Source organism: Aquimarina ulvae (genome assembly GCF_053613295.3).
Genome location: NZ_JBSIBP030000002.1, coordinates 511176 through 535465, shown reverse-complemented (window position 1 = coordinate 535465; position 24290 = coordinate 511176). Strand labels below are relative to the sequence as shown.

Here is a 24290-nt window from a genome sequence, read left to right as displayed (position 1 = left end):
CTGCTCTAAAAATGATCATATAGTTATTACACATTTAAGCGTTGCTTTGGGGTTTAGCAACTCTGTTGATCATTTTAGTAGAGCAGTCGGAATTTTACGTCCTCTAAGAAACGAAAAATTTTACTTTTATACCAGTAAAATAAAACAAGTAACCTGTTAAAATATACTTTAAAAAGTATTCCAATCAGCATAAATCAAGAATGCATTTGCTAGAAAAGAAATGCTCTGGGAACAATATTTGTGGTATACCGTGTTGTCTGAACAGTATGACGTTTACAGAAATAGGAGCTAGTAGCAGTAAAGCAAAAGGTACAGATTTATTACTCACGAATAATACCCCAACGACACCTTCTATCAATCTAGCCGTTTTCAAGAATATAGCTGTTTGCCAATGCTCCAAAAAGAGCCCCAGTATCTGGATTGGAAAATTCGAAATCAGGTAAAAAACCTATAAATTTACTGCTTCCAAAAACGAATAATAGAATTCTTACTATTAGTGTCAATTTGGAATTCATTGTTTTATTTTTATGATTAAGTAAACTATTAGAAGGGCAAATGTTAAAAACCTTACAAATGTTACTGAAAACCGGAGTTAAAAAAATATATTACACCTGCTGAAAACGAACTAATTAACGTAACTTCTTAATATTACAATATGAAGCCCACACAACTTCTGATATGTACCACTTTTATCTATTTACTTGCTACACTACCTATTGTTGGACAAGATTACTTTTTGGGGGATAAGACTCCTTTTATTGCCGAAATTCCAACACCCGAAGCGTTTCTTGGGTATCCGATTGGAGAACAACATACACGGCACGATCAAATTGTAGCATACCTTACCAAGCTTGCGGATGTATCTGAAAGAGCATCTATTGAGAGCTATGGTAACACTCACGAGAATAGAAAATTAGTAATACTTACAATTTCTACACCCGAAAATCGAAAGAACCTACCAAAACTTAAAGAACAGCACCTGGCGTTTACAAACGTTTCAATAACCCCAACCAATTATAATGAAGTACCAGTTTTTATTCAATTGGGGTATAATGTTCATGGCAATGAACCTTCAAGTTCTGAAGCTGCAATGCTAATCGCATACACTTTGGTTGCATCAAACAGTCCCGAAATTAAAACGTATCTGGAGAACGCTGTTGTATTTGTTGACCCTACTATAAACCCAGATGGTCGAGACAGGCATACGCAATGGGCTAATCAGTTTAAAGGGAGTCCACTAGTAAGTGATAATTTTGATGCTGAGCATAATGAAGGATGGCCTCGCGGCCGGACCAATCACTATTGGTTTGATCTAAATAGAGATTGGTTATTAGGCATTCATCCTGAAAGTCGTGGAAAACTAACTTGGTATCACAAATGGTATCCCAATGTGGTTACTGATTTTCACGAAATGGGAACCAATAGCACATACTTTTTTGAACCGATGAAACCTATTGGTTCAGAAGACCCAATTATGCCCAAAGAAAATTATGAAGATTTAAATAATCTATTTGCTCCCTATTTTTCCAATGCGTTGGATACTATAGGGTCGTTTTATTTCACAAAAGAAGCCTTTGACGGAACGTATCCCGGTTATGGATCATCCTATCCTGATTTACAAGGCGCTTTGGCGTTGTTATTTGAACAAGCTAGTTCCAGAGGACATCTACAAAACACAGACTATGGAACAATCTCTTTCCCTTTTACAATCAGAAATCAATATGTTTCTAGTATGGCTACCATAAAAGCTGCGGTAGAGAATAAAGTAACATTACGAAAGTATCAACAGAATTTTTTTAAATCTGCAGTATCTAATATAGCAAAGAATACCGTTGCAGGTTATGAGTTTGGAGAAGTGTATGATCAGAATAGAAATAAAGCTTTCATAGATAAGCTATTACTTCATAAAATAAAGGTGTATAAAAAAGAAGATCAATATGTTGTTCCGGTAAAACAACCTCAAAAACGAATGGTACAAACTTTCTTTGAAACCTATAATAAATACCGGGATAGTGTTTTTTATGATGCTTCAGCCTGGAGTGTTGCTAATTTTTATAATATTAAATATAAGGGGCTGAAATCTATAGATTTAGGAGAAGAAGTAACTTCTACAAAAAACATCATTACCATCTCGAAGGTTTCTAAATCTGAGTATGCTTATATCATGGATTGGGATGATTATAATGCGCCGGCAGCGTTATATTTTATGCAATCCAAAGGACTCTTAGTAGCTTCAGCATTTAAACCGTTTAGGATAACAACTTCCAAGGGACCCAAAAGTTTTAACTACGGAAGCGTTTTGGTTCCAGTGAGTAAACAAAAAAAGAGTATAAATGAAACATATAATATTATTAAAGAAGCACAAGAGAAGTTTAACGTACCTATTTTTAATACGAATACAGGTTTTAGTACTTCAGGAATCGATTTAGGAAGCAGTAACTTCCGGAAATTAGATACTCCAAAAGCACTACTATTGGTTGGAGAAGGAGTGAATTCATATGAAGCGGGAGAAGTATGGCATTTATTGGACACAAGAGTTCATATGCCTATCACTAAGTTAAGGATGAACATGTTTAATAGAGTTCCTTTAAAAGAATATAACACCTTAGTGATGGTTTCTGGTAGATACCAGCAATTAGATTCGCTACAGCAGAAAAAAATAAAGAATTGGGTGTCTGAAGGAAATACACTTATTGCCATTGCAGATGCTTCTAAATGGATGATTGATCAAAAAATAGTAAAAGAAGAGCTTACTATAAAGGAAAAGGACACTACAAAAAATAACGTCGTAAAACGATTGCCTTATGTGGATGCTTCTGAAAATATAGGACGAGAACGTGTAGGCGGTGCAATTTTTGAAATAGATCTGGATATTACCCACCCTTTAGGTTTTGGATACAGGCGTAATTTGTTGCCAGTTTATAAAAATAATGAAGTATTTATTGCTCCTAGTAAGAACCCATACGCAACTGTTGCTAAATACACAGAAAAAGCACATATTGATGGATATGTTTCTAGAGATAATTACGAAAATTATGTAAAACCATCTGCCTCTCTGCTGGCAAGCAAAGTGGGAGGTGGCAGAGTTATTCTTTTTGCTGATAACCCAAATTTTCGCGGTTCATGGTATGGGACCAATCGGCTCTTTTTAAATGCCTTATTTTTAGGAAGTCATATATATGTTCCTGAAATGAAAGAATAATCTTGACAGGAAGATATTAAAGAAAAACCCCTTGGTATACAAAACGTGCCAAGGGATTTTAATAAATGTTGGTTATTTAGCCAATTAAATTATGTTCTACTAAGTATTCGGCAATCTGAACAGCATTCGTAGCAGCACCTTTACGTAGGTTGTCGGCCACAATCCACAGGTTCAATGCATTTTCTCTAGAATGATCTCGCCTGATTCTACCTACAAAGACATCATTTTTTCCTTCTGCATAAATTGGCATTGGATAGGTGTTTGTATCAGGGTTATCCTGTACAGTAACACCAGGCGTATTATTTAATAGCTGGCGAATATCGTTTTCCTGAAATTCATTTTCGAATTCGAGATTTACACTTTCGCTATGTCCTCCAACTACAGGAATTCGTATCGCTGTAGCCGTAACAGCTATGGTGCGGTCATCAAGAATCTTTTGAGTTTCATTTACCAGTTTCATTTCTTCCTTAGTATAGCCGTTTTCCTGAAATACATCACAGTGTGGAATAGCATTGCGATGGATTGGATAAGGATATGCCATTTCACCTTTCTTACCAGCATATTCATTCTCTAACTGTTGTACCGCTTTAACACCAGTACCGGTAATCGATTGGTATGTAGAAATGATAGCACGCTTGATCTTATAGGAAGCGTGCAAAGGTCCTAATGCCATTACCAATTGTATTGTTGAGCAGTTAGGATTTGCAATAATCTTATCTTCTTTAGTTAATTCTTTTGCATTAATTTCTGGAACCACCAACTTTTTAGTAGGATCCATTCTCCAGGCAGAAGAATTATCTATTACTGTGATTCCTGCATTTGCAAATTTAGGAGCCCATTCCTGAGAAGTACTTCCTCCCGCAGAGAATAATGCCACATCAGGTTTCATCTCTATAGCGGTGGCTAAACTGACTACTGTAAATTCTTTATTTTTATAGGATAGCTTTTTGCCTACAGATCTTTCTGAGGCTACAGGAATTAATTCCGTTATCGGAAAATTACGCTCTTCTAATACTTTTAACATAACAGTGCCCACTAAGCCAGTGGCACCTACAACAGCTACTTTCATCTGCTTTAATTATTAATGACTTTTAATGACACAAAATTCGGTCTTTGTTTTTTTAAACTCCAGCAAATGTGCTGATTATTTATATAAGGATAAAGGTTTTATTAAAATAAAATAAATTTAAACAATTTGTTATTTATATAACATATTGTAAAAAAGAACCGCTCTTTTATAAAGCGGTTTAGTTAGTATAATATAAGTAGTATAGCGGTGACGCTATGTTGTATTATTTATTTTGTTTTTTTAATTCGTCTCTAATTTCGATAAGTAATTCTTCTTGAGTAGGACCAGCAGGTGCTGCAGGAGCTTCTTCTTCTTTTTTCTGAGTTCTTTCATAAGCTTTTAGCACCATAAAGATACAGAAACCAATAATAATAAAATCAATAACCGTTTGTACAAAACTTCCATAATTAATGGAAACGGCTTCCTTAACGACTTCACCATTTTCAGTTACTGCTTCTGACAATTTTACTTTAAGTTCTGTAAAATCTACTCCTCCAAGTGCCAGCCCAATAGGAGGCATTAGTATGTCATTTGTGAATGATGTCACAATTTTTCCAAAAGCCCCGCCTACTATTACCGCAGTAGCTAGATTTACGATATCACCTTTCAGTAAGAAAGATTTAAAATCTTTTAAAAATCCCATTTTAATAAATTTAGATAATTAGTATGCTACTAATTTAACAAAAATTAAATCACAAACTAATAATTGTTCACGGTGTAGAGCCCCCTTTTTTCGATAAAAATCAATTTGTATCGATAATCACACGTTTTACTCGTGGAGAGATGGCTGTAAGAAGTTCGTAAGAAATAGTACCGGCGCTTTCTGCTAAAACGGCTGCAGAAGAAAGGTTATTGAATACAATTACTTCGTCACCTTCATTACAATCAATATGCGTAATATCTACCATAATCATATCCATGCAGACATTACCAATTATATAAGCTTTTTTACTTTGGATGGTTACAAATCCTTTTTCATTTCCGTATCGCCTTCCAATACCATCTGCGTGACCAATTGGGATGGTAGCAGTTTTTGTAAAATCTGTAGCGATAAAGGCTCTGTTATATCCCAGGCTTTCTCCAGGTTCTAACATATGAATTTGTGAAATAACTGATTTTAAAGATGCAACAGGTCTTAATTGTTGATCGTACATTGCTTCATTTCCATATCCATATAGGCCTATTCCTGTACGAACCATATCAAAATGCACTTCGGGATAATTTAGTATTCCTGACGTATTGCTCTGGTGAAGCATAGGCTTGTACCCTAATTTATCAATCATTTCCAAAGCAGTTTTTTTAAAAGAATCGATCTGACCTATCGTAAACTCTTTTTCATTATGATCCTCACTTGCCGCGAGATGAGAGAATATCGATTTTATTTTGACGGAGTCTGTTGTGTTTAGGCAATTCTTAATATAATCCACATCATTTTTCCAAAAACCTATACGGTTTAATCCGCTATTGAATTTGATATGTACTGGATATTGTTGTTGCTTTTTGGTCTCAGCGACTGCTATAAACTCTCTCAAAATCCTTGAGCTATATAAACTAGGCTCTAGTTGGTACGTTATTAATGCCGAAAAGTTTACAGGCTGGGGATGTAGCACCAGGATTGGTATTTGTATTCCTGCTTTTCGCAATGTGATTCCTTCTGCAACGTAGGCAACCGCAAAATAGTCTGCTCCTATTTTTTCCAAATGTTTTGCCATTATAACAGCGTCACTACCATAACCTGCAGCCTTGACTACTGCTAAAAGCTTAACATCTGGTTGTACTTTACTTCTAATATATTTATAATTATGAGTAAGGTGAGCCAAATTAATTTCAAGAACCGTTTCTTTTACACTATTCATTAGAATTTTCAGAATTTTTGGATAATTCTTTAGCATCAGTGACTTCTATTTCTTTTACTTTTTCTTTAAGTGATGCTTTGTAATACGCTGCACGACTTAGCGGCTCATATTGGTCGGTTTCACCTAATAAGACTAAATCATCTTTTTTAGATTTTCTAAAACTAAATTGGGCAAGATTACCTGTTCGTGTGCATACTGCATGAACTTTGGTTACATACTCTGCAGTCGCCATCAGGGCAGGCATCGGGCCAAAAGGATTTCCTTTAAAATCCATATCTAAACCTGCAACAATAACCCGAATTCCTTTATTAGCTAGATCGTTGCAAACGCTTACGATTTCGTCGTCAAAAAATTGTGCTTCGTCAATGCCTACTACATCACAGGTATCTGCCAGAATTCTAATATTAGCTGCAGCTGGTACCGGAGTGGAACGAATTTCATTGGCGTCGTGAGAAACTACCATTTCATCATCATAACGCACGTCAATGGCCGGTTTAAAAATTTCGACTTTTTGTTTAGCAAACTGTGCACGTTTCAGTCTGCGGATCAATTCTTCGGTCTTACCCGAAAACATCGAACCACAGATCACCTCGATCCAGCCAAATTGCTCTTTATGATTTACCGTATTTTCGAGAAACATTTCGTATTTTTCAGCGTCAATTAAAAGAAACTCTACTGCTTATATACCAAAAGAATTTCGAAATGATAATGAAACCAACTTTCATTTCGTTTTATTATTTGGTATTGCTCTAAAGATGAGGTAAATTTATTAAAAAACAAAAAGCATAGCCCAAACGAACAAGAAAGTTATGAAGAAGAAATTGGAAGCAGAACTCGTAAGCCTTGCACATAAAATATTGCAAGGTAAAGATAAATCCACCATATCGCAGTTGCAGGACGAGGCGAGACAACTATATGAAAAATTAAGTGTTTTAAACTTTGCTGAATCTCATTTTTCTGATATCCAACCGACTATTGGACAAATAAGAAGTTCATTAGAAGAAGAAAATATATCACAGATCCAGGAAGAACCTATACAGAAGGTAAAGTCATCTCCGATTATTAGTCTTGATGAAGAACCAGAAGTAGAAGAAACTTCAGAAACAATGTTTAACCTTGGTAACAAAACAATCGAACCAACGATAGAAGAATTAGCAGAGCAAAAACCTGAAATTTTTATCGAAAAAATCAATGAGAAAGTAGCAGAAGATCTTTTTGTACCAGTGCCTAAATTTACAGAAGAAAATGTGTCGTTATCAGAACCTGTATTTGAAAAAAATGATAAAGAAGATATTGGGGAAGCACCCCAGAGTATGCCAATTTTAGACAAAACGAATCATCTTGGTGAAAAACCAAAATCGTTAAATGATCAATTAAAAAAAGGAATTAATATTGGGTTAAATGATCGATTGGCGTTTATAAAACATTTATTCGACGGAAGCTCTACTGATTATAATCGTGTACTTTCTCAACTCAATACATTAAATAGTAAAAGTGGAGCAAGACAGTTTATTAAAAACATGGTTAAGCCCGATTATAATAATTGGGAAGGAAAAGCCGAATATGAAGAGCGTTTTATGCAATTAGTTACCAATAAATACGAATTCTAGTAAAGTATTAATTAGTTTTTTAACTAAAATCCTTCAGAAATAAAATAATAAAAAGAGGTATGAAGATTGTTTATTGGGTGGCTACTTTAGGGATGTGCGGGATCATGTTATTTTCGGCACAAATGTATTTTAGAAATACCGATATGGTAAGAGATTTTTTTGAAAATCTGGATTATCCAACGTATTTAGTCATTCCGCTTGCAATTGCCAAAATTCTAGGTGTACTAGCAATTCTCTCTAATAAAATAAAGTGGTTAAAAGAATGGGCGTATGCAGGATTCTTTTTTGATATGATGCTAGCCTTTGCAGCACATCACATTAAAGATGACGGGCAAGGGTTATTTGCCACTTTGGGATTGATATTCCTGATCATATCATATGCATCAGGTAAAAAAGTAAGACCCTAATATATGTCAAAATTATACTTAGTTCCTACCCCGATAGGCAATCTGGAAGATATGACTTTTAGAGCAATCAAAGTACTAAAAGAAGCCGATCTAATTTTAGCTGAAGACACTCGCACAAGTGGTAAATTGTTGAAACATTATGAAATTATGACGCATATGCAAAGCCATCATATGCACAATGAACATAAAACGGTAGAAAGTATTGTTAGGAGATTACAAAGTGGTGAAACTATAGCCTTAATAAGCGATGCAGGAACACCAGCCATTAGTGACCCTGGCTTTTTATTAACCAGAGCCTGTGTAGAAAATAAAATAGCGGTAGAATGTTTGCCCGGTGCAACGGCATTTGTTCCAGCTTTAGTCAATAGTGGATTACCTAATGATAAATTTGTTTTTGAAGGATTTCTTCCAGTCAAAAAAGGAAGACAAACCCGGTTACAGCTATTAGCAGAAGAGACCAGAACTATGATTTTTTATGAGTCTCCTCATAAACTCGTAAAAACATTAAAGAATTTTGTTGAATATTTTGGAGCGGATAGATTGGTTTCTGTATCCAGAGAATTAAGTAAACTGCACGAAGAAACAGTTCGTGGCACTACAGAAGAAGTATGGTCTCATTATGAAAACAAACCTCCTAAAGGAGAGATTGTCGTAGTAGTTAGCGGTAAAAAGTAAGGATACGTGCAGTCTTTATTAACTAAAATCAGTGTTTGCAAAGTTTGCGAGTCTCATCTAACAAATGGAGCGAATCCAATAGTTACGGCAACCAAAACTTCAAAAATTGCTTTGGTTAGTCAAGCTCCTGGCAGTATCGCTCATAAATCTGGAGTTCCTTGGGATGATCCTGGAGGAAAACGGTTGAAGAATTGGTTAGGAGTATCGGATCAAGAGTTTTACAATAAGGATAATTTTGCAATTATTCCTATGGGGTTTTGTTATCCCGGACGAGGAGTGACAGGAGATTTACCACCAAGACCTGAATGTGCTCCCTTATGGCATAATTCTATTTTTAATCAAATGAACAATTTGCAACTAACAATTTTAATTGGTCAATATGCTCAAAAATATTATTTGAAAAATAATTTCAATCGCAATCTTGCAGAAACGGTAAAGTTATATCAGGAATATTTACCAAGATTTTTTCCAATACCTCATCCATCCCCTCGAAATAGATTTTGGTGCTCTAAAAATCCTTGGTACAAAGAAGAAGTTATCCCTCAATTACAACAAATAATACATACTACAATCAGCCAAAATTGATTTGTTAGTTAAAAGAACTGTTTTCATTTTTGCCTTCCTGTGTGATCTCTTCGATAGTATGGTAGCTACAGAAGAAGATGTTTTGTCTAATGAAAGATATGGTTTGTAAATCGATATTATTACAGGCTCTGTATCATTGATAAGTGTATATTTTATTTGTTTGTCCAATTCAAAATTCGGATCATGAACCGCCATTTTTGATGTTGGTAAGGAATTTGTTACAACAACATCACTAAAAGATTTTTTATCCGAAAAAGTGGATTGTCCTGTAACTTTTTCCTGACCATATATACTGATAGTTAGAAAGCAAGTCAGAATAAACGGATAAATAGTGTGCAAAGAATTCATAAAGATGGATTTTGTGAGATATGAAGAAATCTATTTATTTTAAAGATTTTAAGTCATTTAAAAACTACAACCATCTCAAAACGTTTTGATTATACTATAATTGTTGTTGCGATAGTCATTATTGTATTATGGCAGTTACCTTATTTTGGATGGGTTCAATACCCTTTTATATTACTAGGAACTTGGTTTCATGAAATGGGTCACGGACTTACGGCATTATTGGTGGGAGGGAGTTTTAAGTATTTGGAGATTTACGAAAACGGAGGTGGTGTTGCCTTTTATCATCTTGGAGGAACATACGTGTCACCATTTATTGGTAATGCGCTTGTGGCGGCAGGTGGCTTATTGGGTCCTGCAATAGTAGGAGCATTATTGATAATGTCAGCAAAATCGCATAGAAGTTCTATGATCGCACTTAGGATGTTAATAGGTGTGATGGTATTATCGTTGCTTTTATGGATCAGGTCTTTTTGGGGAGTTGCCGTTATGAGTAGTTTTGCAGTGTTCTTATTCGTTATTACGCTATTCAAAAGTAGAAAGTTAGAAGTAGTAGTGATTTTGTTTTTAGGCTTGCAGTCTGTATTAAGTACCTATCTTCAGTTAGATTATTTGTTTACGAAACAGTTCGAGCGAGATGGTGTTATTCAGATTTCTGATACGCAGGCTATTGCTCAAAATACTATTGGAACTTATTGGATATGGGCCATTCTTATAATTATAATAAGCATCTATTTACTTTGGAAGAGTTTTCGATATTATTTTAAGAAGTAACAACCTAAATTCTTGAAAGAGAATATTCCCAACATAACTTATTTATTAGTTTTTATTGTTTTTTGAGTATGTCTAAAATATTCATGTATGCAGAAGATATTGACTCTTCAGTATTGGTATAACTATACATAGAATAAGAAGTGCGAATGGCGGGAATTTTGAACCCGTGGTTAATACGTGTTTTTTAATGGTTATTACCTGTTAAATGATTCATTAGTAGTTACACATAGGTTTTTTGCTTAGCTTTAAGGGAACAAACCAATTTAACGTACTAAATTTTCATACAAATGGAACAGACAATAACTCCAAAGCAATTACTTTCTAAAGAGCAATCAGATAGTATAACCCGATGGCAGGAAGAAGAAGTACTCTTATTAGCCAGACATTTTCAACGATTAAATAGTAGTAAAAAAACATCCACGCGACACTATTCTCGTACGAATTGTTTTGAAATGAATACGGATGATATTAAGACTTTGAATACCCTTAAGGATATTAAAAGCATTAGAATTTATATGAGCCTGGAAGATGAAGACAAGCATAAATTCACTTTTCATCCCATCATAAATATAAAGTATGGTAGTGCGGATAATGAAGTCTGGTTTACATTGGAGGCTACATATCAAAAACCAAAAGTGCCAATACACCCTACAAACGGAAATGTCAACGATGGAGGAGGAACTATTGTTCCAGGTATCTTTAAGGATATGATTTTAGCAAATTGGAATAGCATAGAAGATAACGTGATAGATGATCTTTTTGTAGCAAAAGATGAGGTAACAAGAGCATTGACTAGAGTTAATTTTTTTAATGTTAGTAGTGATAGGGTGTTGGAGCTTTTTAATACCACCTTACAGGATAATATTTCGAGATTTATTATGTACCCAGGTGTAGATATGAACAAGTTTCAACATCGAAATATGATTTCATTTACTCCGGTAATAGGCATCGTTCCAGAAAAACAGGTGCTAACTGAAGTAATATCAAGACATGGAGTGGTAGAGTTTGATAATGAAGAAATTTTTGTGGAATACTTAACGCCCTGTCCACCTACGTGCCCAAAATCATAAACTGACTTATTAAAAACTGATGAGTAAAGAAGTATTTCAGAATATAACTTTAGTAGCATTTATACTACTATTTCTTCCTTTATTGGTTTCAGTTTTTAGATTTAAATATTTAAACTCTTCACAAAGGAAGCTATTTATTCTAGTACTTTGTATCGTATTAGTAGAAACTACGACAAGGTTGTTATGGTATAAAAAAATTAACAATTTACCCGTGTACCATTTTTATGCGATAATAGAGTTTTTATTGATTATTAACATTTATAGAACCGTTTTGTCCAAAATATATTCAAAACTATTTTTTAGTATTATAAGTGTTGCTTTTACGGTGTTTGCAGTAATTAATATGTTGTTTTTTCAAAATTTAAATACATTTAATTCTAACGTAACCACGCTTTTGGGTATTTTGGTGATATTTCTTGCACTAAGTTATTTTTATACATTACTAAAGGAAATAGAATATAGTGCTTTAGAAAGAAATCCCATGTTTTGGATCAATTCTGGTTTTTTGATTTATTTTTCGAGTAATTTAATACTGTTTTTTATTAATAATAATATGTTCAAAGGGTCTACTGAAGCCAGTTATTTGGTTTGGGGACTTCATGCCATAGTTAATATGGTATTGACAATTTTTTATACTATTGCTTTATGGGTGAATCCGAAGAAGCTATAACACTAAAGATCATCATAATCGGTATGGTAGTGATTTTTCTGCTATCACTATCAGTGATTATGTTTTTTATTATTTACCAACGTAGGTTACTTGCTCAGCAAAAAAAACATCAAAAAGCAGAATCAGATTATCAGAAAGAGTTACTTAAAACGTCTATCCAAAGTCAGGAAGCCGAAAGAGCAAGAATAGCAAAAGAGTTACACGATGATGTAGGCGCCATGTTAACTACTACCAAATTGTATATTGGACAAATAACACCAGGATTAGCACCCGAAGAACTGACGGCTATCGCTGGTAAGATCAGTGGTTTTTTTGACGATATGATTCATAGTGTACGTAGCATTTCTCAAGATTTAAGACCCGTGGTATTAGAGAAACTAGGACTTATAGAGGCTATTGATAGTTTGGTACAAACGGTACAGGATTCTGGAAAAATAAACATTTCTTTTATAGATAATACGGCACATCGTATCGTTAAAACAAAAGAGTTAAACCTTTACAGAATTATTCAGGAATTAATTACCAACACACTTAAACACGCAGAAGCCTCTGAGATAAAAATTGAAATGAGAAATCAAGAAGAAAAATTGATGATAGTCTACCAAGATAATGGGAAAGGTCTTGATAAAAAGCAATTACATCATAGAAAAGGACTAGGACTTAAAAACATTGAGAGTAGATTGTCTGTATTATCCGGAACAATTAGCTTTCTTGATGAAAAATCCGGTATGAAAGTACAACTTGAAATACCAAAATAGCACTCTTAATAACCTAAATAGATCATTATGCAAACTATTACACTAGGATTGGTCGACGATCACAATTTGTTTCGGGAAGGCATCAAATCACTGTTGGCCAAAATGAATACTATTGAACTCGTATTGGAGGCAGTTAACGGAAAAGATCTGCTGGCAAAATTAAATAATATTGTTCCTGATGTCATATTGTTGGACCTCGAAATGGAAGAAATGAACGGAGTAGATGCAACATTGAAAATCAAGGAGCTATATCCTGATATGAAGGTGATTATACTCACGATGCATAAAGAAGAACGGATGATCACCTATTTAATGGAAGTTGGTGCGAATGGATATCTTCTTAAAGACACCAATGGACAAGAGTTAGAAGATGCGATACGATCGGTATGCGAAAAGGGATTTTATTTTAATCCTTTTGTGTCGCAGGCATTATTAAAAGGATTGAAGAATAAATCCGCCAAGCCTCCTGTGATAGGTAGAGATTACCATCTAACATCGAGAGAAATGGAGGTATTAGAATTAGTTACTAAAGAATACACCACTGCAGAAATTGCCGAGGAACTATTTTTAAGTGTACGAACCATAGAAGGGCACCGCAAAAATTTAATGACGAAACTAGAAGTAAAAAATACAGCCGGATTGATTATTAAAGCTGTGCGAGAAAAGATTATTGCTATTTAAAAATTCAAAAAAAGACCTATCAGTCTGCCAAGGCTCACTAACAGGTCTTTTCCTAGTATTTTAAGGATCTAATTATTACAATATTTTAAAAATCCAACTCTCCGGTAAATCCTAAACGTGTTTCCCTTTTTCCCAACCGTGTTTGCCCAAATACTTTTCTCCGGATTCAATAGCCCCATCTTCTACAGAGGTTCCCATAGAATCATTCCAACGGTTCAAGTATCCAAATAGAGAAATCACCCCAAGCATTTCTACGATTTCGCCCTCATTCCAATATTTATAAAGCTTTTCTTTAATTGCTTCATCGACTAAATTAGGTACCAAGGATGCAGCAAGAGAAAAATCGAGTGCAGCACGTTCAGCATCGCTAAAAGCTGCATGTGTTTTGTATTCCCAGATATTATCCAGTTGCTCTTGTTCTGCTCCATAACGCTCTGCCGCTCGAATTGCGTGAGCCTGGCAATATCTGCAGCCCGTTGCGTTGCTACTTACCCAGGCAATCATTCGTTTTAAAGCAGAGGTTACCCGTCCTTCGTTGGCCATAACTGCTTTGTTAAGATTGATAAATGCTTTAGAAATGGCAGGTCTACGCTGCATCGTCAAAACTGAATTAGGACAAAATCCTAAGGTTTCATTAAAGAATTCAGCCAACTCCTTGGTTTCTGGATCATGATCAGCGGATAAAGGTCTTACTAGTGGCATATGTATGAGTAATTTTTTTGAGTTAATTTCAATTAAAACAAACCAAAATACAAAACTAATATCAAATCAAGAGGAGTAGGGATGTTTTTTGTACTTTGGATTTTTTAAATAATTTCGGAAGGACAATACTTATGAGATGGACCTTAAAACCAAAATCTGATGCTTCAATAATCAAAAACTTAGCAAAAGCGCTACAAGTAGATGTTATCATCGCATCTTTATTAGTTCAAAGAGGAATTGAAACTTATGATCAGGCTAAAAAGTTCTTCCGGCCTGCGTTGGATGATCTACACGACCCTTTTTTAATGAAGGATATGAGAAATGCTGTTTCCAGAATAGAGAAAGCAGTGTCTAATGGAGAAAATCTGATGATATATGGAGATTATGATGTGGACGGAACCACTTCGGTAGCTTTGTTATCCTCTTACCTAGAAACTTTATCTCCACAAGTGACCACCTATATTCCGGATCGCTATAAAGAAGGATACGGTGTCTCTTATCAGGGAATTGATTATGCATCAGATAATGATATTTCTTTAATTATCGCACTGGATTGTGGAATCAAAGCTATAGAGAAGGTTGCCTATGCAAAAGAAAAAGGAGTTGATTTCATCATCTGTGATCACCATAGACCCGGAAACAGTATTCCAGATGCAGTGGCAGTTTTAGATCCCAAACGTGAGGACTGTAACTATCCTTATAAAGAATTATGTGGCTGTGGAGTTGGGTTTAAATTAGTACAAGCAATTGCTTCTAAAAAGGATCAATCTATTGGTGATTTGTTACCTTATTTGGACTTAGTTGCCACTGCGATTGCTGCTGATATTGTTCCGATGACAGGAGAGAATCGGGTACTTGCCTATTATGGTTTACAAGTAATCAATCAAAATCCCAGAACAGGTTTTAAAGCGATGCTTTCAAAAGTAAACAAGGAGACCTTAACGATTACAGATGTAGTGTTTGTTCTGGCACCAAGAATTAATGCAGCTGGTAGGATGAAGCATGGATTACATGCGGTAAACTTACTTAAAGAAGAAGATCCTGAAACTGCATTGCGATACGCTTCAGAAATTGAAACGTATAATAGTGACCGAAAAGATGCAGATAAGAGTATCACTAAAGAAGCTTTGGCACAAATAACTCAGAATGCCGAAGAAGAACGAGGTACTACAGTAGTATATAACGAGAACTGGCATAAAGGGGTAATCGGAATTGTAGCATCCCGACTTATCGAAACATATTATCGCCCTACGTTGGTTTTTACAAAAAGTGGCTCAGCACTAGCTGCTTCTGCACGATCTGTAAAAGGATTTGATGTGTATAACGCGTTAGATGCCTGCTCTGAATATATAGAACAGTTTGGAGGTCATAAATATGCTGCTGGATTAACGTTGAAAGAAGAACAGTATGAAGCATTTAAACACAAGTTCGAAGAAGTCGTCTTAGCAACTATAGATAAAAAATTATTGATCCCAGAGGTCTTAATTGATACAACACTAGAGCTCGATCAGATCACCCCAAAATTCTTTAGGATTCTAAAACAATTCGCGCCATTTGGCCCGGGAAATATGACTCCAGTATTTATGACCGAAAATGTAAAAGATACGGGATATGCAAAATGCGTGGGAGCTGATGAAAAGCATCTGAAATGTAAAATACAGAAAAACGGATTAGAGATTAATGCAATAGGTTTTAATCTGGGTTCAAAACATGATTTAATAACAGAAGGCCAACATTTCAAGATCGCCTACACAATGGATGAAAATGAATGGAATGGTAGTGTATCGCTACAATTAAAACTTAAAGACATAATTTAACCTATTTTTATTTAGATTAATTATAAATAATTAATACTTTTGAGTCAAATATGATTCAGAATGAACGCAATTGATAAAATTTATAGTAATAAAATTGGGATATCTTTTTTCTGGAAGCAACAACATTCAATTAATTTACCAAAGATTCAAATGGTATTTAGAGATATTGGTTTTTTACTTACGCTAAATGAACTAAAAGATTTTTCTGATGCTTGTAAAATTACAGAGCAGTCACAATGCTGCGATCAATGTACAAATCACCAAAGCTGTAGATCCCTATTGCTTAGAACACCATCAGATAAGATTGACCTTGCCATAAGTAAAGAAGAATTGGAACTGGTACAGGAATTAATACGTGGTACTATTTTTAGAATAGAATTACAGCACTGGGTAACAAGTTCTGGTCTTAATTAAGATACTATTTAAGAAAATCAAGGATTTTATAGGATATTTCTTCTGCTTTAGTTTCCTGAATGAAGTGTTTTTCATCTATGAAATGAATATCTGCTTCATCAATTTTAAGCGCATTTGTCACTTTGGTTTGTTGTGGGGTCCACTGTAGCATAGTATCGTGAATTCCCCAGATTACAGCAACTGGAATATCAATACTTTCAAAAACTAATGAATAGTCGGGAAAATAATTACAGGTTCTGGTAAAGAAGTAATACATTCCGTCAGTTTTTCCTTCTAATAAAGGAGTTTTATATCCTTCTACATCTATTTCATTTAATGTATTTTCTTTTAATCCCTCTTTAAATAAAGTTTTCAATAAGGTATTGGTTGTAACGCCATTACGATAGGACCACATAGCAGCTTTGGCTGCAGGACCAGGACTAAATCGTATCGGTGGATAAAATCCTTCTTCGTATAACAGTGTATTTAGCACAATTAATTCTTCAATTCTTTTAGGGGCTTGATTAAAAAGCTCCCAGGTCCAGACACCACCTGCATCGTGCATAACATGAGACCAATATTCAATACCTAATGCATCCATTAAAGCAAGAAGTCTTTTAGCATGCTCTTCTTCACTATAAATTTTATATCCTTCGGGAGAATCACTAGAACCATATCCTAACATATCAGGAACGATTACTCGATACCCTCCAGCAACTAGTGGATCAATCATTTTTCGATATAACCAACCAGAGGTAGGCACACCATGAAGCAATACGATCGCTGGCCCGTTTCCTTGGTCAATGTATTTAATAATGCCATCCTCTGTAGGAAAAGATCGTTGTGCTGCTCTAAATTCTTCATAGGTCATCTGACCTTTTCGGATTTTGGTGTTTTGATATGGTTTACACCCAAAAACGAATACTCCGATTAGAAGTAGTAAAGAAAGCTTCTTCATTTAGAATGATAATTTGTGAGCCAGCAATTTACTTAAAATGATTTTTTTAAACTATTACATTTACTAAATTTCTGATACTTCTTTTTATGATTATAGAATTTAATTTATGTACTAAGAGGCTTTTAATATTTTAATTTTTATCAAAATCTTCTTAAGGCAAGGCTCACGTTTTGATTACAGAATACGTTCTATTATAATTTCATTGCCGTTAAAACTAAAACAATCTCCAGCTTTCTTACCTAATAACAGTTTTCCTATAGGTGTATTGACTGCGATAGCAAAATATGTTTGGTGATCATTAATTATTTTTCCAACGGAAATGCACAAAAAATAATTTACAGTAGAGGTCTCCACAATACTTCCAAGTCGTACGACTTCAGAATTAGCGACGATGTCAATTTTAGATAAGATCTCTTGTAATTTTTGTACTTCGGATAATTGTGCACCTGCTTTCTCTCTTTCTAATTGAAGCATAGCCCTTCCGGTTTCATGTTTGTCACCTGCTGTACTTTTTGTTTCAGACGATAGCGACTCTTGTATACTGGCAATTCTGTTCTCTATACGATCAAAACGATTTTGTACGAATTGCTTACAATGGTTGTATAATACTACTTTAAGATTTTTCAAAAAAATATATTTACGATTTCAAGATAGGATAACATAGATGATTGTACAAATCATTGAACGAACTGTCTGCCGTGTAAGGGTTTTTTACTTTGAGAAAGAAAAAGCTCCATAATTGCGCATTTGCTGAAGAATCCATTTCTTTCTTTGTTGAACATATTTTGATGGAGGATTGGCTAGATATTTTCTTGGATTTGGTAGTATAGAGGCTATGGCGGCTGCTTCGTCAGGTTGAAGATCTTTTGATGGTTTATAAAACCAAAACTGTGCAGCAGCTTCTGCACCATAAATACCATTTCCCATTTCTATACTGTTTAGATAAACTTCCAGAATACGTTCTTTACTCCAAAAAGTTTCTATCAAAAAAGTGAAATAACTTTCTAACCCCTTACGAATCCAACTGCGTTGTGGCCATAAAAATACATTTTTTGCGGTTTGTTGTGAGATCGTACTGGCTCCTCTCAACCGTTTGCCAGACTGATATGCCGAAATAGCTTTTTCTATTGCTTTGGTGTCAAAACCGTGATGTTCTATAAATCGTTGATCCTCACTACAGATAACCGCTAGTTGTAAGTTTTTAGAAATATCGTTTAAAGGAACCCACTGATGATCCACGGTAATTTTCTTTTCAGATTGAAAATTCCTAATACTCATTAAAGGAGTTCCAGAAACATTGATCCATTTATAGGCGACTACCCACAAAATACTTAGTATTAGGAAAGTAAAAATGCTTTTACCTACAAAGCGAAAGATTTTTTTCATAATCAAAGTTAACGATCTATAAAAGATCAGCTAATTCTGTGCCAACAAGACTTCCGATGGCAACCCCCATTCCTCCCAGTCTTACGCCGCAGCATACGTTATTAGAAATTTGCTTGATAATGGATTTTTTTTGATCTCCAACACCCATAATTCCACTCCAACGATGCTCAATTTCAAAATCTACATTTGGTAAAATCACAGTTTGTAAAATCTCTTCTAGGTTTTGTTGTACTAATTTGGTTTGATGTAATATGGTAGTTTCTTCTGTTTTAAAATCCAGATTTCTTCCTCCACCAAAAAGGATTCTATTATCGATATTTCTAAAATAATAATACCCTCTATCCAAATGAAAAGTTCCTCTAATATGTAGGTTTTCGATGGGTTTGGTAATCAATACCTGTGCTCGAGCAGGTTTTACATTTTCAAGACCTAATTGCGAAGCAAATCCGTTAGTAGCAATCAGAACTTTATTCGATACCAAAGTAAAATGCTCTGTTTTTATTTCTACGGAAGTAGCGGAGTCAGTAATTTCATCTACCTTACAGTTGTTCAATATTTTGATACCAGAAGCCTGAACCTTATATAATAACGTATCCATCATTTTACCGGTATCAATTTGTCCTTCGAACTGGTTTACGATATAGTTAGATTGGATGTTTTTAAAGTTGAAAATATTTTCCTTTTTCAGAAATACATTATCTTTAAAAGTAGGTTTTAATAATGTATTGATCTCATCAATTTTAGAAAGACAGGTTTCATACAAGCTCTCATCATTTTTTGTAAAAAGCTCGTAACCGCCAAAAGGAATATAATCAATAGTAGAATCTCCTAGTTTTTTTCGTAATAATTGAAGACCAATGTTTCTTTTTTGTATTAATTGTAAAACCTCTTCTTCAGTATGTTTATTAAGGTCATCAAGAATTTCTGATAAACTCCCAAAACAAGCGAAACCTGCATTTTTAGTACTGGCGCCATTAGGAAGAATTCCTCGTTCCAGCACAAGAATTTTAGCTTTAGGAAATTTTTCTCTTAAACGAAGAGCACTGTTTAGCCCAACAATTCCGCTACCGATAATCGTGAAATCGATATTAGATAACCAGGTTTTATATTCCCAATAGCTTAAGTACATATGTATGCTAAAGTCATAAAAAAAGCCTCCATTAAAGAGGCTTATATATTGATTAGTCTTCCTTCGGTTCTTCCATTGTGAAATCCTCCATAAATTTGGTGGTATAATTTCCGGAAACATAATCCGGATGATCCATTAATTGTCTATGGAATGGAACAGTTGTTTTGATTCCTTCTACTACGAATTCATCAAGGGCTCTTTTCATTTTATTAATAGCCTCCTCTCGCGTTTGCGCTGTAGTGATTAACTTAGCAATCATAGAGTCGTAATTAGGTGGAATGATATAGCCGCTATATACATGAGTATCAATACGAACGCCGTGTCCACCAGGAAGATGTAAATTTGTTATTTTACCTGGAGAGGGACGGAAATCCTTATAAGGATCTTCGGCATTGATTCTACATTCAATAGAGTGTAGTTGTGGATAATAATTTTTACCAGAAATAGGTACTCCCGCAGCTACCAATATTTGTTCTCTGATCAAATCATAATCTACTACTTGTTCTGTAATTGGATGTTCTACCTGAATACGGGTATTCATTTCCATAAAGTAGAAATTCCTGTGCTTATCAACTAAAAATTCTACAGTTCCAGCACCTTCATATTTAATATATTCTGCTGCTTTAACCGCTGCTTCACCCATTTTATCTCTCAATTCATCAGTCATGAAAGGAGAAGGTGTCTCTTCAGTTAATTTTTGATGTCTTCGTTGTACAGAGCAATCTCTTTCTGATAAATGGCATGCCCTACCGTTACTATCTCCTACAATTTGAATTTCGATATGACGAGGTTCTTCGATAAGTTTCTCCATGTACATATCATCATTACCAAAGGCTGCTTTACTTTCTTGTCTTGCAGATTCCCAAGCATGTTGCAGGTCTTCTTGTTTCCAAACAGCACGCATACCTTTTCCACCACCACCTGCACTAGCTTTTAGCATGACTGGATATCCAGTTTCTTTAGCTACTTTAATACAAGTATCAAAGTCTGGAATTATACCTTCACTGCCTGGCACACAGGGTACGCCAGCTTCAATCATGGTAGATTTTGCTGTCGCTTTATCTCCCATTTTTTCAATCATCTCTGCACTAGCACCTATAAATTTTATTTCATGTTCTTCACAAATTTTGGAAAATTTGGCATTTTCTGATAAAAATCCGTATCCTGGGTGAATAGCATCTGCATTTGTGATTTCTGCAGCTGCAATAATATTGGACATTTTTAGATAGGATTCACTACTGGGAGCCGGTCCAATACATACTGCTTCATCCGCGAAACGCACATGTAAACTCTCAGCATCTGCAGTAGAATAAACCGCTACAGTTTTTATACCCATTTCTTTGCAGGTTCTGATTACACGCATTGCAATCTCACCTCTATTGGCAATTAGAATTTTTTTAAACATAACGTTCTAAATTTAAAAGTCTCAAATTCCATGTTCCAAATTCCAGCGTAATGGATTTTGGGATTTGTCAATTGGAATCTTAAAATTGGGTTATGATGGGTCTATTAAAAATAAAGGCTGATCAAATTCTATAGGAGAATTATCATCTGCTAATATTTTTACGATTTTACCTGAAACTTCACTTTCGATTTCGTTAAAAAGTTTCATCGCTTCGATGATACAAAGTACATCTCCTTCTTTGATGGTATCACCCACTTCTACAAAAGTTGGCTTGTCCGGTGCTGGTTTTCTATAAAGTGTTCCTATAATAGGGGATTTTATAGTAATGTATTTTGAATTGTCTTCTGCAGATGTATCTGCAGCAGGAGTGGCGGTTGTTGACTCTGTGGGTTGTACTGGTGCTACTGGTTGGGGAGTAACGGCAGTATTCATCGGAATCTGTTGTACAATAGTTGTTTCTTTGTTTTCTTCTGAAGTTGTTCTGATTGTGATTTTTACATCTTCCATCTCTAACTTCACTTCGCTGGCCCCAGATTTGGCCACGAATTTGATTAAATTCTGAATTTCTTTTAAATCCATAATGTTGGGTATTGTGTGTTTTAGTTGTTTAGGAATTATAGGCCCATTTTAAGAAAATTGACCCCCAAGTAAAGCCTCCACCGAATGAGGCAAATACTATGTTATCCCCTTTTTTGAGTTGTTTTTCGTAATCACTTAATAACAATGGTAATGTAGCTGAGGTAGTATTACCATATCTATGAATATTCATAAGAACTTTATTCTCTTCAAGATTCATTCTGTTGGCTGTAGCGTCAATAATGCGCTTATTAGCTTGATGTGCGATTAGCCAGTCAACATCTTCTCCTGTCATATTATTACGTTCCAATATTTTGGTGCTGGCGTCTGCCATATTAGAAACAGCATATTTGAAAACGGATTTCCCGTCTTGCTTAACAAAATGTTGTCTATTTGCTACTGTTTCTTCGGATGGAGGTAAGATGGATCCACCGGCTTCAATTTTCAGAAACTCTCGTCCTACACCATCGGTACGTAAATATTCATCCTGCAGTCCCAATCCTTCTTCATTAGGTTCAAAAAGAACAGCTCCACCACCATCACCAAAAATGATACATGTCGTGCGGTCCGTATAATCAATTATTGAGGACATTTTATCTGCTCCAATCAATAATATTTTTTTGTATCTACCTGCTTCTATGTAGCTTGCTGCAGTAGACATGCCGTATAAAAAACTAGAACAAGCTGCTTGTAAGTCATAGGAAAAGGCATTCACGGCTCCTATTTCTGAGGCCGCATACGCCGCGGTTGCGGCAACTGGAAGATCGGGAGTTGCTGTAGCGAAGATAACCATGTCAATCTCTGTGGGATCGAGATTTTTTTTGGCAATTAAATCTTCTGCTGCTTTTATACCTAAAAAGGAACTTCCTTTTCCTTCTTCTTTTAGTATCCTTCTCTCTTTAATACCAGTACGAGTGGTGATCCATTCATCGTTTGTATCAACCATGGTTGCTAATATCTCATTAGATAACACATAGTCTGGCACATAAGCGCCTACAGCTGTGATAGCGGCTGTGATTTTACTCATATCTTGATTTTAGTTTCATCTGAAAAACTTATTTTCATAAGTTTAAGATGGAATTTGCTAATGCTTGTACTACAGGAATTAGCATCAATAAATTGCTTACGCTATTCCCAGACTTGTTACACGAAAATGTAAAAAGTGGTGGAAATTACTAAATTACTTGCAAATATGGCGCAAAATAATTGGATTTTGACACATATTCAACTAAAAACAAAAAAACTCTCACATTTGTGAGAGTTCTCTATAGAATTTTAACAGTATGCCTACGCAACTTCTTCTTCAGTATTGTCTATAATTACTTGACCACGGTAATATAATTTACCTTCAAACCAATGTGCTCTGTGGTATAAATGTGCTTCTCCTGTTGTAGGATCTGTTGCTATTTGTGGTACAGTAGCTTTATAATGTGTTCTTCTCTTATCTCTTCTCGTTTTGGAGATTTTTCTCTTAGGATGTGCCATTGCTTAGCTATTATTTATCGTTTAATAAGTTTTTTAATTTATTCCATCGAGGATCAATTTCCTCGTTGTCATTTTCTAATGTTTTTTCTTTCGGACTTAATTCTTCTAGTTTTTCCAGTATATCTGATTCTAATGTTCCGTCTTCAACTCCTGGATGAACCCGTTTAGAAGGTACTCCCAAAACTATAAGCTCATAAATATATTGCTGAACGTTAATTTCATATTCTCCATAGGGAATAATAAGAATTTCTTCGTTTTCATTGTTGTACTCTTCTCCGAACTTAACCACTAAAAAGAATTCATTTTTAATAGGTAAATCAAAAGGCTCATTCGTAACATCGCAATTTACATTTACAGTACCATTAGCCTTAAAACGAAGTTCTAACATCGTGGTTTTCTTGTTAAACTCAAGGTCAACGTTTACTGCAGATGCATTAAAATCGTCATACTCAAAATGTTCAAAGAACGTATTGCCAATTTGATACTCAAAATTGTGTAATCCTTGCTTCAGTCCAACAAAAGGGATGGTAAACTCTTTTTGTGGTTTCATTTCATCATCAGTTTCGAGTCCTTGCCAATTTGGCAAAGGCGGGTGCAAAGATAACAAAAAATCGTTATGAATGCATTTTTGTAAATAAAATTATATCAGAAACTTAGACTTTTGTCCGATAAAGCTATATGGATTCAAACCAGAAGGCTTTATTTCTATGATTTGTAGCTTACGTTTTATTTATACA

28 protein-coding genes are annotated in these 24290 nt (G+C 34.9%); 12 read left to right on the top strand and 16 right to left on the bottom strand.

All coding sequences use genetic code 11. From position 1 onward, the window contains the following. Nucleotides 1–359: 359 nt before the first annotated feature. A complete protein-coding gene (locus ACWGOQ_RS05990) occupies nt 360–515 on the bottom strand; it encodes a hypothetical protein (RefSeq protein WP_452056038.1) in 156 nt (51 codons plus the stop codon). Between the two features lie 140 nt (nt 516–655). Between ACWGOQ_RS05990 and ACWGOQ_RS05985 the strand changes: the two genes are divergently transcribed. Next, the gene (locus tag ACWGOQ_RS05985) at nt 656–3202 is read left to right on the top strand and encodes a M14 family zinc carboxypeptidase (RefSeq protein WP_452056039.1); all 2547 of its coding nucleotides are present in this window, start codon (nt 656–658) and stop codon (nt 3200–3202) included. Nucleotides 3203–3278: 76 nt separating this feature from the next. Here the strand turns inward: ACWGOQ_RS05985 and ACWGOQ_RS05980 are convergent, their stop codons facing one another. The 4 genes from ACWGOQ_RS05980 to ACWGOQ_RS05965 all read right to left on the bottom strand — a co-directional run bounded on the left by ACWGOQ_RS05980 (nt 3279) and on the right by ACWGOQ_RS05965 (nt 6767). After that, nucleotides 3279–4271 carry an aspartate-semialdehyde dehydrogenase gene (locus ACWGOQ_RS05980; RefSeq protein WP_452056040.1) on the bottom strand — a complete coding sequence of 331 codons (993 nt, stop codon included), beginning with the start codon at nt 4269–4271 and terminating at the stop codon, nt 3279–3281. Nucleotides 4272–4494: 223 nt separating this feature from the next. Then, a complete protein-coding gene (gene mscL, locus ACWGOQ_RS05975; RefSeq protein WP_452056041.1) occupies nt 4495–4914 on the bottom strand; it encodes a large-conductance mechanosensitive channel protein MscL in 420 nt (139 codons plus the stop codon). 100 nt (nt 4915–5014) lie between these two features. Beyond that, nucleotides 5015–6127 carry an alanine racemase gene (alr, locus tag ACWGOQ_RS05970; RefSeq protein ID WP_452056042.1) on the bottom strand — a complete coding sequence of 371 codons (1113 nt, stop codon included), beginning with the start codon at nt 6125–6127 and terminating at the stop codon, nt 5015–5017. Then, nucleotides 6120–6767, bottom strand: coding sequence for a thymidine kinase (locus ACWGOQ_RS05965; protein WP_452056043.1), 648 nt, complete (start codon nt 6765–6767; stop codon nt 6120–6122). Before ACWGOQ_RS05965 ends, alr begins: the two co-directional genes overlap by 8 nt. A 169-nt stretch (nt 6768–6936) precedes the next feature. Here ACWGOQ_RS05965 and ACWGOQ_RS05960 point away from each other — a divergent pair, with 169 nt between their 5' ends. From ACWGOQ_RS05960 to ACWGOQ_RS05945, 4 genes are read left to right on the top strand one after another with little or no spacing between them, the layout of a single operon-like run. Next, entirely contained in the window at nt 6937–7737 is an 801-nt protein-coding gene (locus tag ACWGOQ_RS05960; RefSeq protein WP_452056044.1) for a DUF8457 domain-containing protein, read from the top strand. Nucleotides 7738–7796: 59 nt separating this feature from the next. After that, nucleotides 7797–8144 carry a DoxX family protein gene (locus ACWGOQ_RS05955; RefSeq protein ID WP_452056045.1) on the top strand — a complete coding sequence of 116 codons (348 nt, stop codon included), beginning with the start codon at nt 7797–7799 and terminating at the stop codon, nt 8142–8144. Between the two features lie 3 nt (nt 8145–8147). Beyond that, on the top strand, nt 8148–8819 hold the full coding sequence (rsmI, locus tag ACWGOQ_RS05950; RefSeq protein WP_452056046.1) for a 16S rRNA (cytidine(1402)-2'-O)-methyltransferase: 672 nt from the start codon (nt 8148–8150) through the stop codon (nt 8817–8819). A 6-nt stretch (nt 8820–8825) separates the two neighbouring features. Next, nucleotides 8826–9404 (top strand): uracil-DNA glycosylase family protein, encoded by a 579-nt coding sequence (locus tag ACWGOQ_RS05945; protein WP_452056047.1) that lies wholly within the window; start codon nt 8826–8828, stop codon nt 9402–9404. On the opposite strand, the gene ACWGOQ_RS05940 is transcribed toward ACWGOQ_RS05945, so the two are convergent. After that, nucleotides 9366–9752: a hypothetical protein gene (locus ACWGOQ_RS05940; RefSeq protein ID WP_452056048.1), complete on the bottom strand. Its 387-nt coding sequence runs from the start codon at nt 9750–9752 to the stop codon at nt 9366–9368. The genes ACWGOQ_RS05945 and ACWGOQ_RS05940 overlap by 39 nt on opposite strands. A 36-nt stretch (nt 9753–9788) precedes the next feature. On the opposite strand from ACWGOQ_RS05940, the gene ACWGOQ_RS05935 reads away from it, so the two are divergent. The 5 genes from ACWGOQ_RS05935 (at nt 9789) to ACWGOQ_RS05915 (ending at nt 13702) form a co-directional block, all read left to right on the top strand. Beyond that, nucleotides 9789–10523, top strand: coding sequence for a M50 family metallopeptidase (locus ACWGOQ_RS05935; RefSeq protein ID WP_458202511.1), 735 nt, complete (start codon nt 9789–9791; stop codon nt 10521–10523). Between the two features lie 287 nt (nt 10524–10810). Continuing rightward, nucleotides 10811–11593, top strand: coding sequence for a hypothetical protein (locus ACWGOQ_RS05930; protein WP_452056049.1), 783 nt, complete (start codon nt 10811–10813; stop codon nt 11591–11593). Nucleotides 11594–11612: 19 nt separating this feature from the next. After that, nucleotides 11613–12263 (top strand): hypothetical protein, encoded by a 651-nt coding sequence (locus tag ACWGOQ_RS05925; RefSeq protein ID WP_452056050.1) that lies wholly within the window; start codon nt 11613–11615, stop codon nt 12261–12263. Further along, entirely contained in the window at nt 12239–13021 is a 783-nt protein-coding gene (locus tag ACWGOQ_RS05920) for a sensor histidine kinase (protein WP_452056051.1), read from the top strand. The genes ACWGOQ_RS05925 and ACWGOQ_RS05920 overlap by 25 nt, the downstream gene beginning before the upstream one ends. A gap of 27 nt (nt 13022–13048) precedes the next feature. Then, entirely contained in the window at nt 13049–13702 is a 654-nt protein-coding gene (locus ACWGOQ_RS05915; RefSeq protein WP_452056052.1) for a response regulator, read from the top strand. Between the two features lie 111 nt (nt 13703–13813). Here ACWGOQ_RS05915 and ACWGOQ_RS05910 read toward each other — a convergent pair whose 3' ends face one another. Next, on the bottom strand, nt 13814–14404 hold the full coding sequence (locus tag ACWGOQ_RS05910) for a carboxymuconolactone decarboxylase family protein (RefSeq protein WP_452056053.1): 591 nt from the start codon (nt 14402–14404) through the stop codon (nt 13814–13816). A gap of 131 nt (nt 14405–14535) precedes the next feature. Between ACWGOQ_RS05910 and recJ the strand changes: the two genes are divergently transcribed. Both recJ and ACWGOQ_RS05900 read left to right on the top strand, forming a co-directional pair. Beyond that, entirely contained in the window at nt 14536–16221 is a 1686-nt protein-coding gene (gene recJ, locus ACWGOQ_RS05905) for a single-stranded-DNA-specific exonuclease RecJ (protein WP_452056054.1), read from the top strand. Between the two features lie 60 nt (nt 16222–16281). Beyond that, a complete protein-coding gene (locus ACWGOQ_RS05900; RefSeq protein WP_452056055.1) occupies nt 16282–16635 on the top strand; it encodes a hypothetical protein in 354 nt (117 codons plus the stop codon). A 4-nt stretch (nt 16636–16639) separates the two neighbouring features. On the opposite strand, the gene ACWGOQ_RS05895 is transcribed toward ACWGOQ_RS05900, so the two are convergent. From ACWGOQ_RS05895 to ACWGOQ_RS05855, 9 genes are all read right to left on the bottom strand, one after another. Then, the gene (locus tag ACWGOQ_RS05895; RefSeq protein ID WP_452056056.1) at nt 16640–17572 is read right to left on the bottom strand and encodes an alpha/beta fold hydrolase; all 933 of its coding nucleotides are present in this window, start codon (nt 17570–17572) and stop codon (nt 16640–16642) included. 174 nt (nt 17573–17746) lie between these two features. Further along, nucleotides 17747–18199: a GreA/GreB family elongation factor gene (locus ACWGOQ_RS05890; RefSeq protein WP_452056057.1), complete on the bottom strand. Its 453-nt coding sequence runs from the start codon at nt 18197–18199 to the stop codon at nt 17747–17749. An 84-nt stretch (nt 18200–18283) separates the two neighbouring features. Next, nucleotides 18284–18958, bottom strand: a complete 675-nt coding sequence (mtgA, locus tag ACWGOQ_RS05885) for a monofunctional biosynthetic peptidoglycan transglycosylase (RefSeq protein ID WP_452056058.1) — start codon at nt 18956–18958, stop codon at nt 18284–18286. Between the two features lie 16 nt (nt 18959–18974). Beyond that, nucleotides 18975–20087, bottom strand: coding sequence for an NAD(P)/FAD-dependent oxidoreductase (locus ACWGOQ_RS05880; protein ID WP_452056479.1), 1113 nt, complete (start codon nt 20085–20087; stop codon nt 18975–18977). Between the two features lie 52 nt (nt 20088–20139). Then, nucleotides 20140–21492 (bottom strand): acetyl-CoA carboxylase biotin carboxylase subunit, encoded by a 1353-nt coding sequence (gene accC / locus ACWGOQ_RS05875; protein ID WP_452056059.1) that lies wholly within the window; start codon nt 21490–21492, stop codon nt 20140–20142. Between the two features lie 90 nt (nt 21493–21582). Then, the gene (accB, locus tag ACWGOQ_RS05870) at nt 21583–22071 is read right to left on the bottom strand and encodes an acetyl-CoA carboxylase biotin carboxyl carrier protein (protein WP_452056060.1); all 489 of its coding nucleotides are present in this window, start codon (nt 22069–22071) and stop codon (nt 21583–21585) included. Between the two features lie 28 nt (nt 22072–22099). Next, nucleotides 22100–23095: a beta-ketoacyl-ACP synthase III gene (locus tag ACWGOQ_RS05865; RefSeq protein WP_452056061.1), complete on the bottom strand. Its 996-nt coding sequence runs from the start codon at nt 23093–23095 to the stop codon at nt 22100–22102. Between the two features lie 260 nt (nt 23096–23355). Further along, on the bottom strand, nt 23356–23553 hold the full coding sequence (rpmF, locus tag ACWGOQ_RS05860) for a 50S ribosomal protein L32 (RefSeq protein WP_027394691.1): 198 nt from the start codon (nt 23551–23553) through the stop codon (nt 23356–23358). Nucleotides 23554–23563: 10 nt separating this feature from the next. Further along, complete coding sequence (locus ACWGOQ_RS05855) at nt 23564–24103, bottom strand: YceD family protein (protein ID WP_452056062.1); 540 nt, start codon at nt 24101–24103, stop codon at nt 23564–23566. Nucleotides 24104–24290 lie beyond the last annotated feature (187 nt).

Coding starts and splice junctions, on each gene's coding strand:
- ACWGOQ_RS05990 (WP_452056038.1), bottom strand. CDS start 515: ATGAATTCCAAATTGACACTAATAGTAAGAATTCTATTATTCGTTTTT.
- ACWGOQ_RS05985 (WP_452056039.1), top strand. CDS start 656: ATGAAGCCCACACAACTTCTGATATGTACCACTTTTATCTATTTACTT.
- ACWGOQ_RS05980 (WP_452056040.1), bottom strand. CDS start 4,271: ATGAAAGTAGCTGTTGTAGGTGCCACTGGCTTAGTGGGCACTGTTATG.
- mscL (WP_452056041.1), bottom strand. CDS start 4,914: ATGGGATTTTTAAAAGATTTTAAATCTTTCTTACTGAAAGGTGATATC.
- alr (WP_452056042.1), bottom strand. CDS start 6,127: ATGAATAGTGTAAAAGAAACGGTTCTTGAAATTAATTTGGCTCACCTT.
- ACWGOQ_RS05965 (WP_452056043.1), bottom strand. CDS start 6,767: ATGTTTCTCGAAAATACGGTAAATCATAAAGAGCAATTTGGCTGGATC.
- ACWGOQ_RS05960 (WP_452056044.1), top strand. CDS start 6,937: ATGAAGAAGAAATTGGAAGCAGAACTCGTAAGCCTTGCACATAAAATA.
- ACWGOQ_RS05955 (WP_452056045.1), top strand. CDS start 7,797: ATGAAGATTGTTTATTGGGTGGCTACTTTAGGGATGTGCGGGATCATG.
- rsmI (WP_452056046.1), top strand. CDS start 8,148: ATGTCAAAATTATACTTAGTTCCTACCCCGATAGGCAATCTGGAAGAT.
- ACWGOQ_RS05940 (WP_452056048.1), bottom strand. CDS start 9,752: ATGAATTCTTTGCACACTATTTATCCGTTTATTCTGACTTGCTTTCTA.
- ACWGOQ_RS05930 (WP_452056049.1), top strand. CDS start 10,811: ATGGAACAGACAATAACTCCAAAGCAATTACTTTCTAAAGAGCAATCA.
- ACWGOQ_RS05925 (WP_452056050.1), top strand. CDS start 11,613: ATGAGTAAAGAAGTATTTCAGAATATAACTTTAGTAGCATTTATACTA.
- ACWGOQ_RS05920 (WP_452056051.1), top strand. CDS start 12,239: ATGGGTGAATCCGAAGAAGCTATAACACTAAAGATCATCATAATCGGT.
- ACWGOQ_RS05915 (WP_452056052.1), top strand. CDS start 13,049: ATGCAAACTATTACACTAGGATTGGTCGACGATCACAATTTGTTTCGG.
- ACWGOQ_RS05910 (WP_452056053.1), bottom strand. CDS start 14,404: ATGCCACTAGTAAGACCTTTATCCGCTGATCATGATCCAGAAACCAAG.
- recJ (WP_452056054.1), top strand. CDS start 14,536: ATGAGATGGACCTTAAAACCAAAATCTGATGCTTCAATAATCAAAAAC.
- ACWGOQ_RS05900 (WP_452056055.1), top strand. CDS start 16,282: ATGAACGCAATTGATAAAATTTATAGTAATAAAATTGGGATATCTTTT.
- ACWGOQ_RS05895 (WP_452056056.1), bottom strand. CDS start 17,572: ATGAAGAAGCTTTCTTTACTACTTCTAATCGGAGTATTCGTTTTTGGG.
- mtgA (WP_452056058.1), bottom strand. CDS start 18,958: ATGAAAAAAATCTTTCGCTTTGTAGGTAAAAGCATTTTTACTTTCCTA.
- ACWGOQ_RS05880 (WP_452056479.1), bottom strand. CDS start 20,087: ATGTACTTAAGCTATTGGGAATATAAAACCTGGTTATCTAATATCGAT.
- accC (WP_452056059.1), bottom strand. CDS start 21,492: ATGTTTAAAAAAATTCTAATTGCCAATAGAGGTGAGATTGCAATGCGT.
- accB (WP_452056060.1), bottom strand. CDS start 22,071: ATGGATTTAAAAGAAATTCAGAATTTAATCAAATTCGTGGCCAAATCT.
- ACWGOQ_RS05865 (WP_452056061.1), bottom strand. CDS start 23,095: ATGAGTAAAATCACAGCCGCTATCACAGCTGTAGGCGCTTATGTGCCA.
- rpmF (WP_027394691.1), bottom strand. CDS start 23,553: ATGGCACATCCTAAGAGAAAAATCTCCAAAACGAGAAGAGATAAGAGA.
- ACWGOQ_RS05855 (WP_452056062.1), bottom strand. CDS start 24,103: ATGAAACCACAAAAAGAGTTTACCATCCCTTTTGTTGGACTGAAGCAA.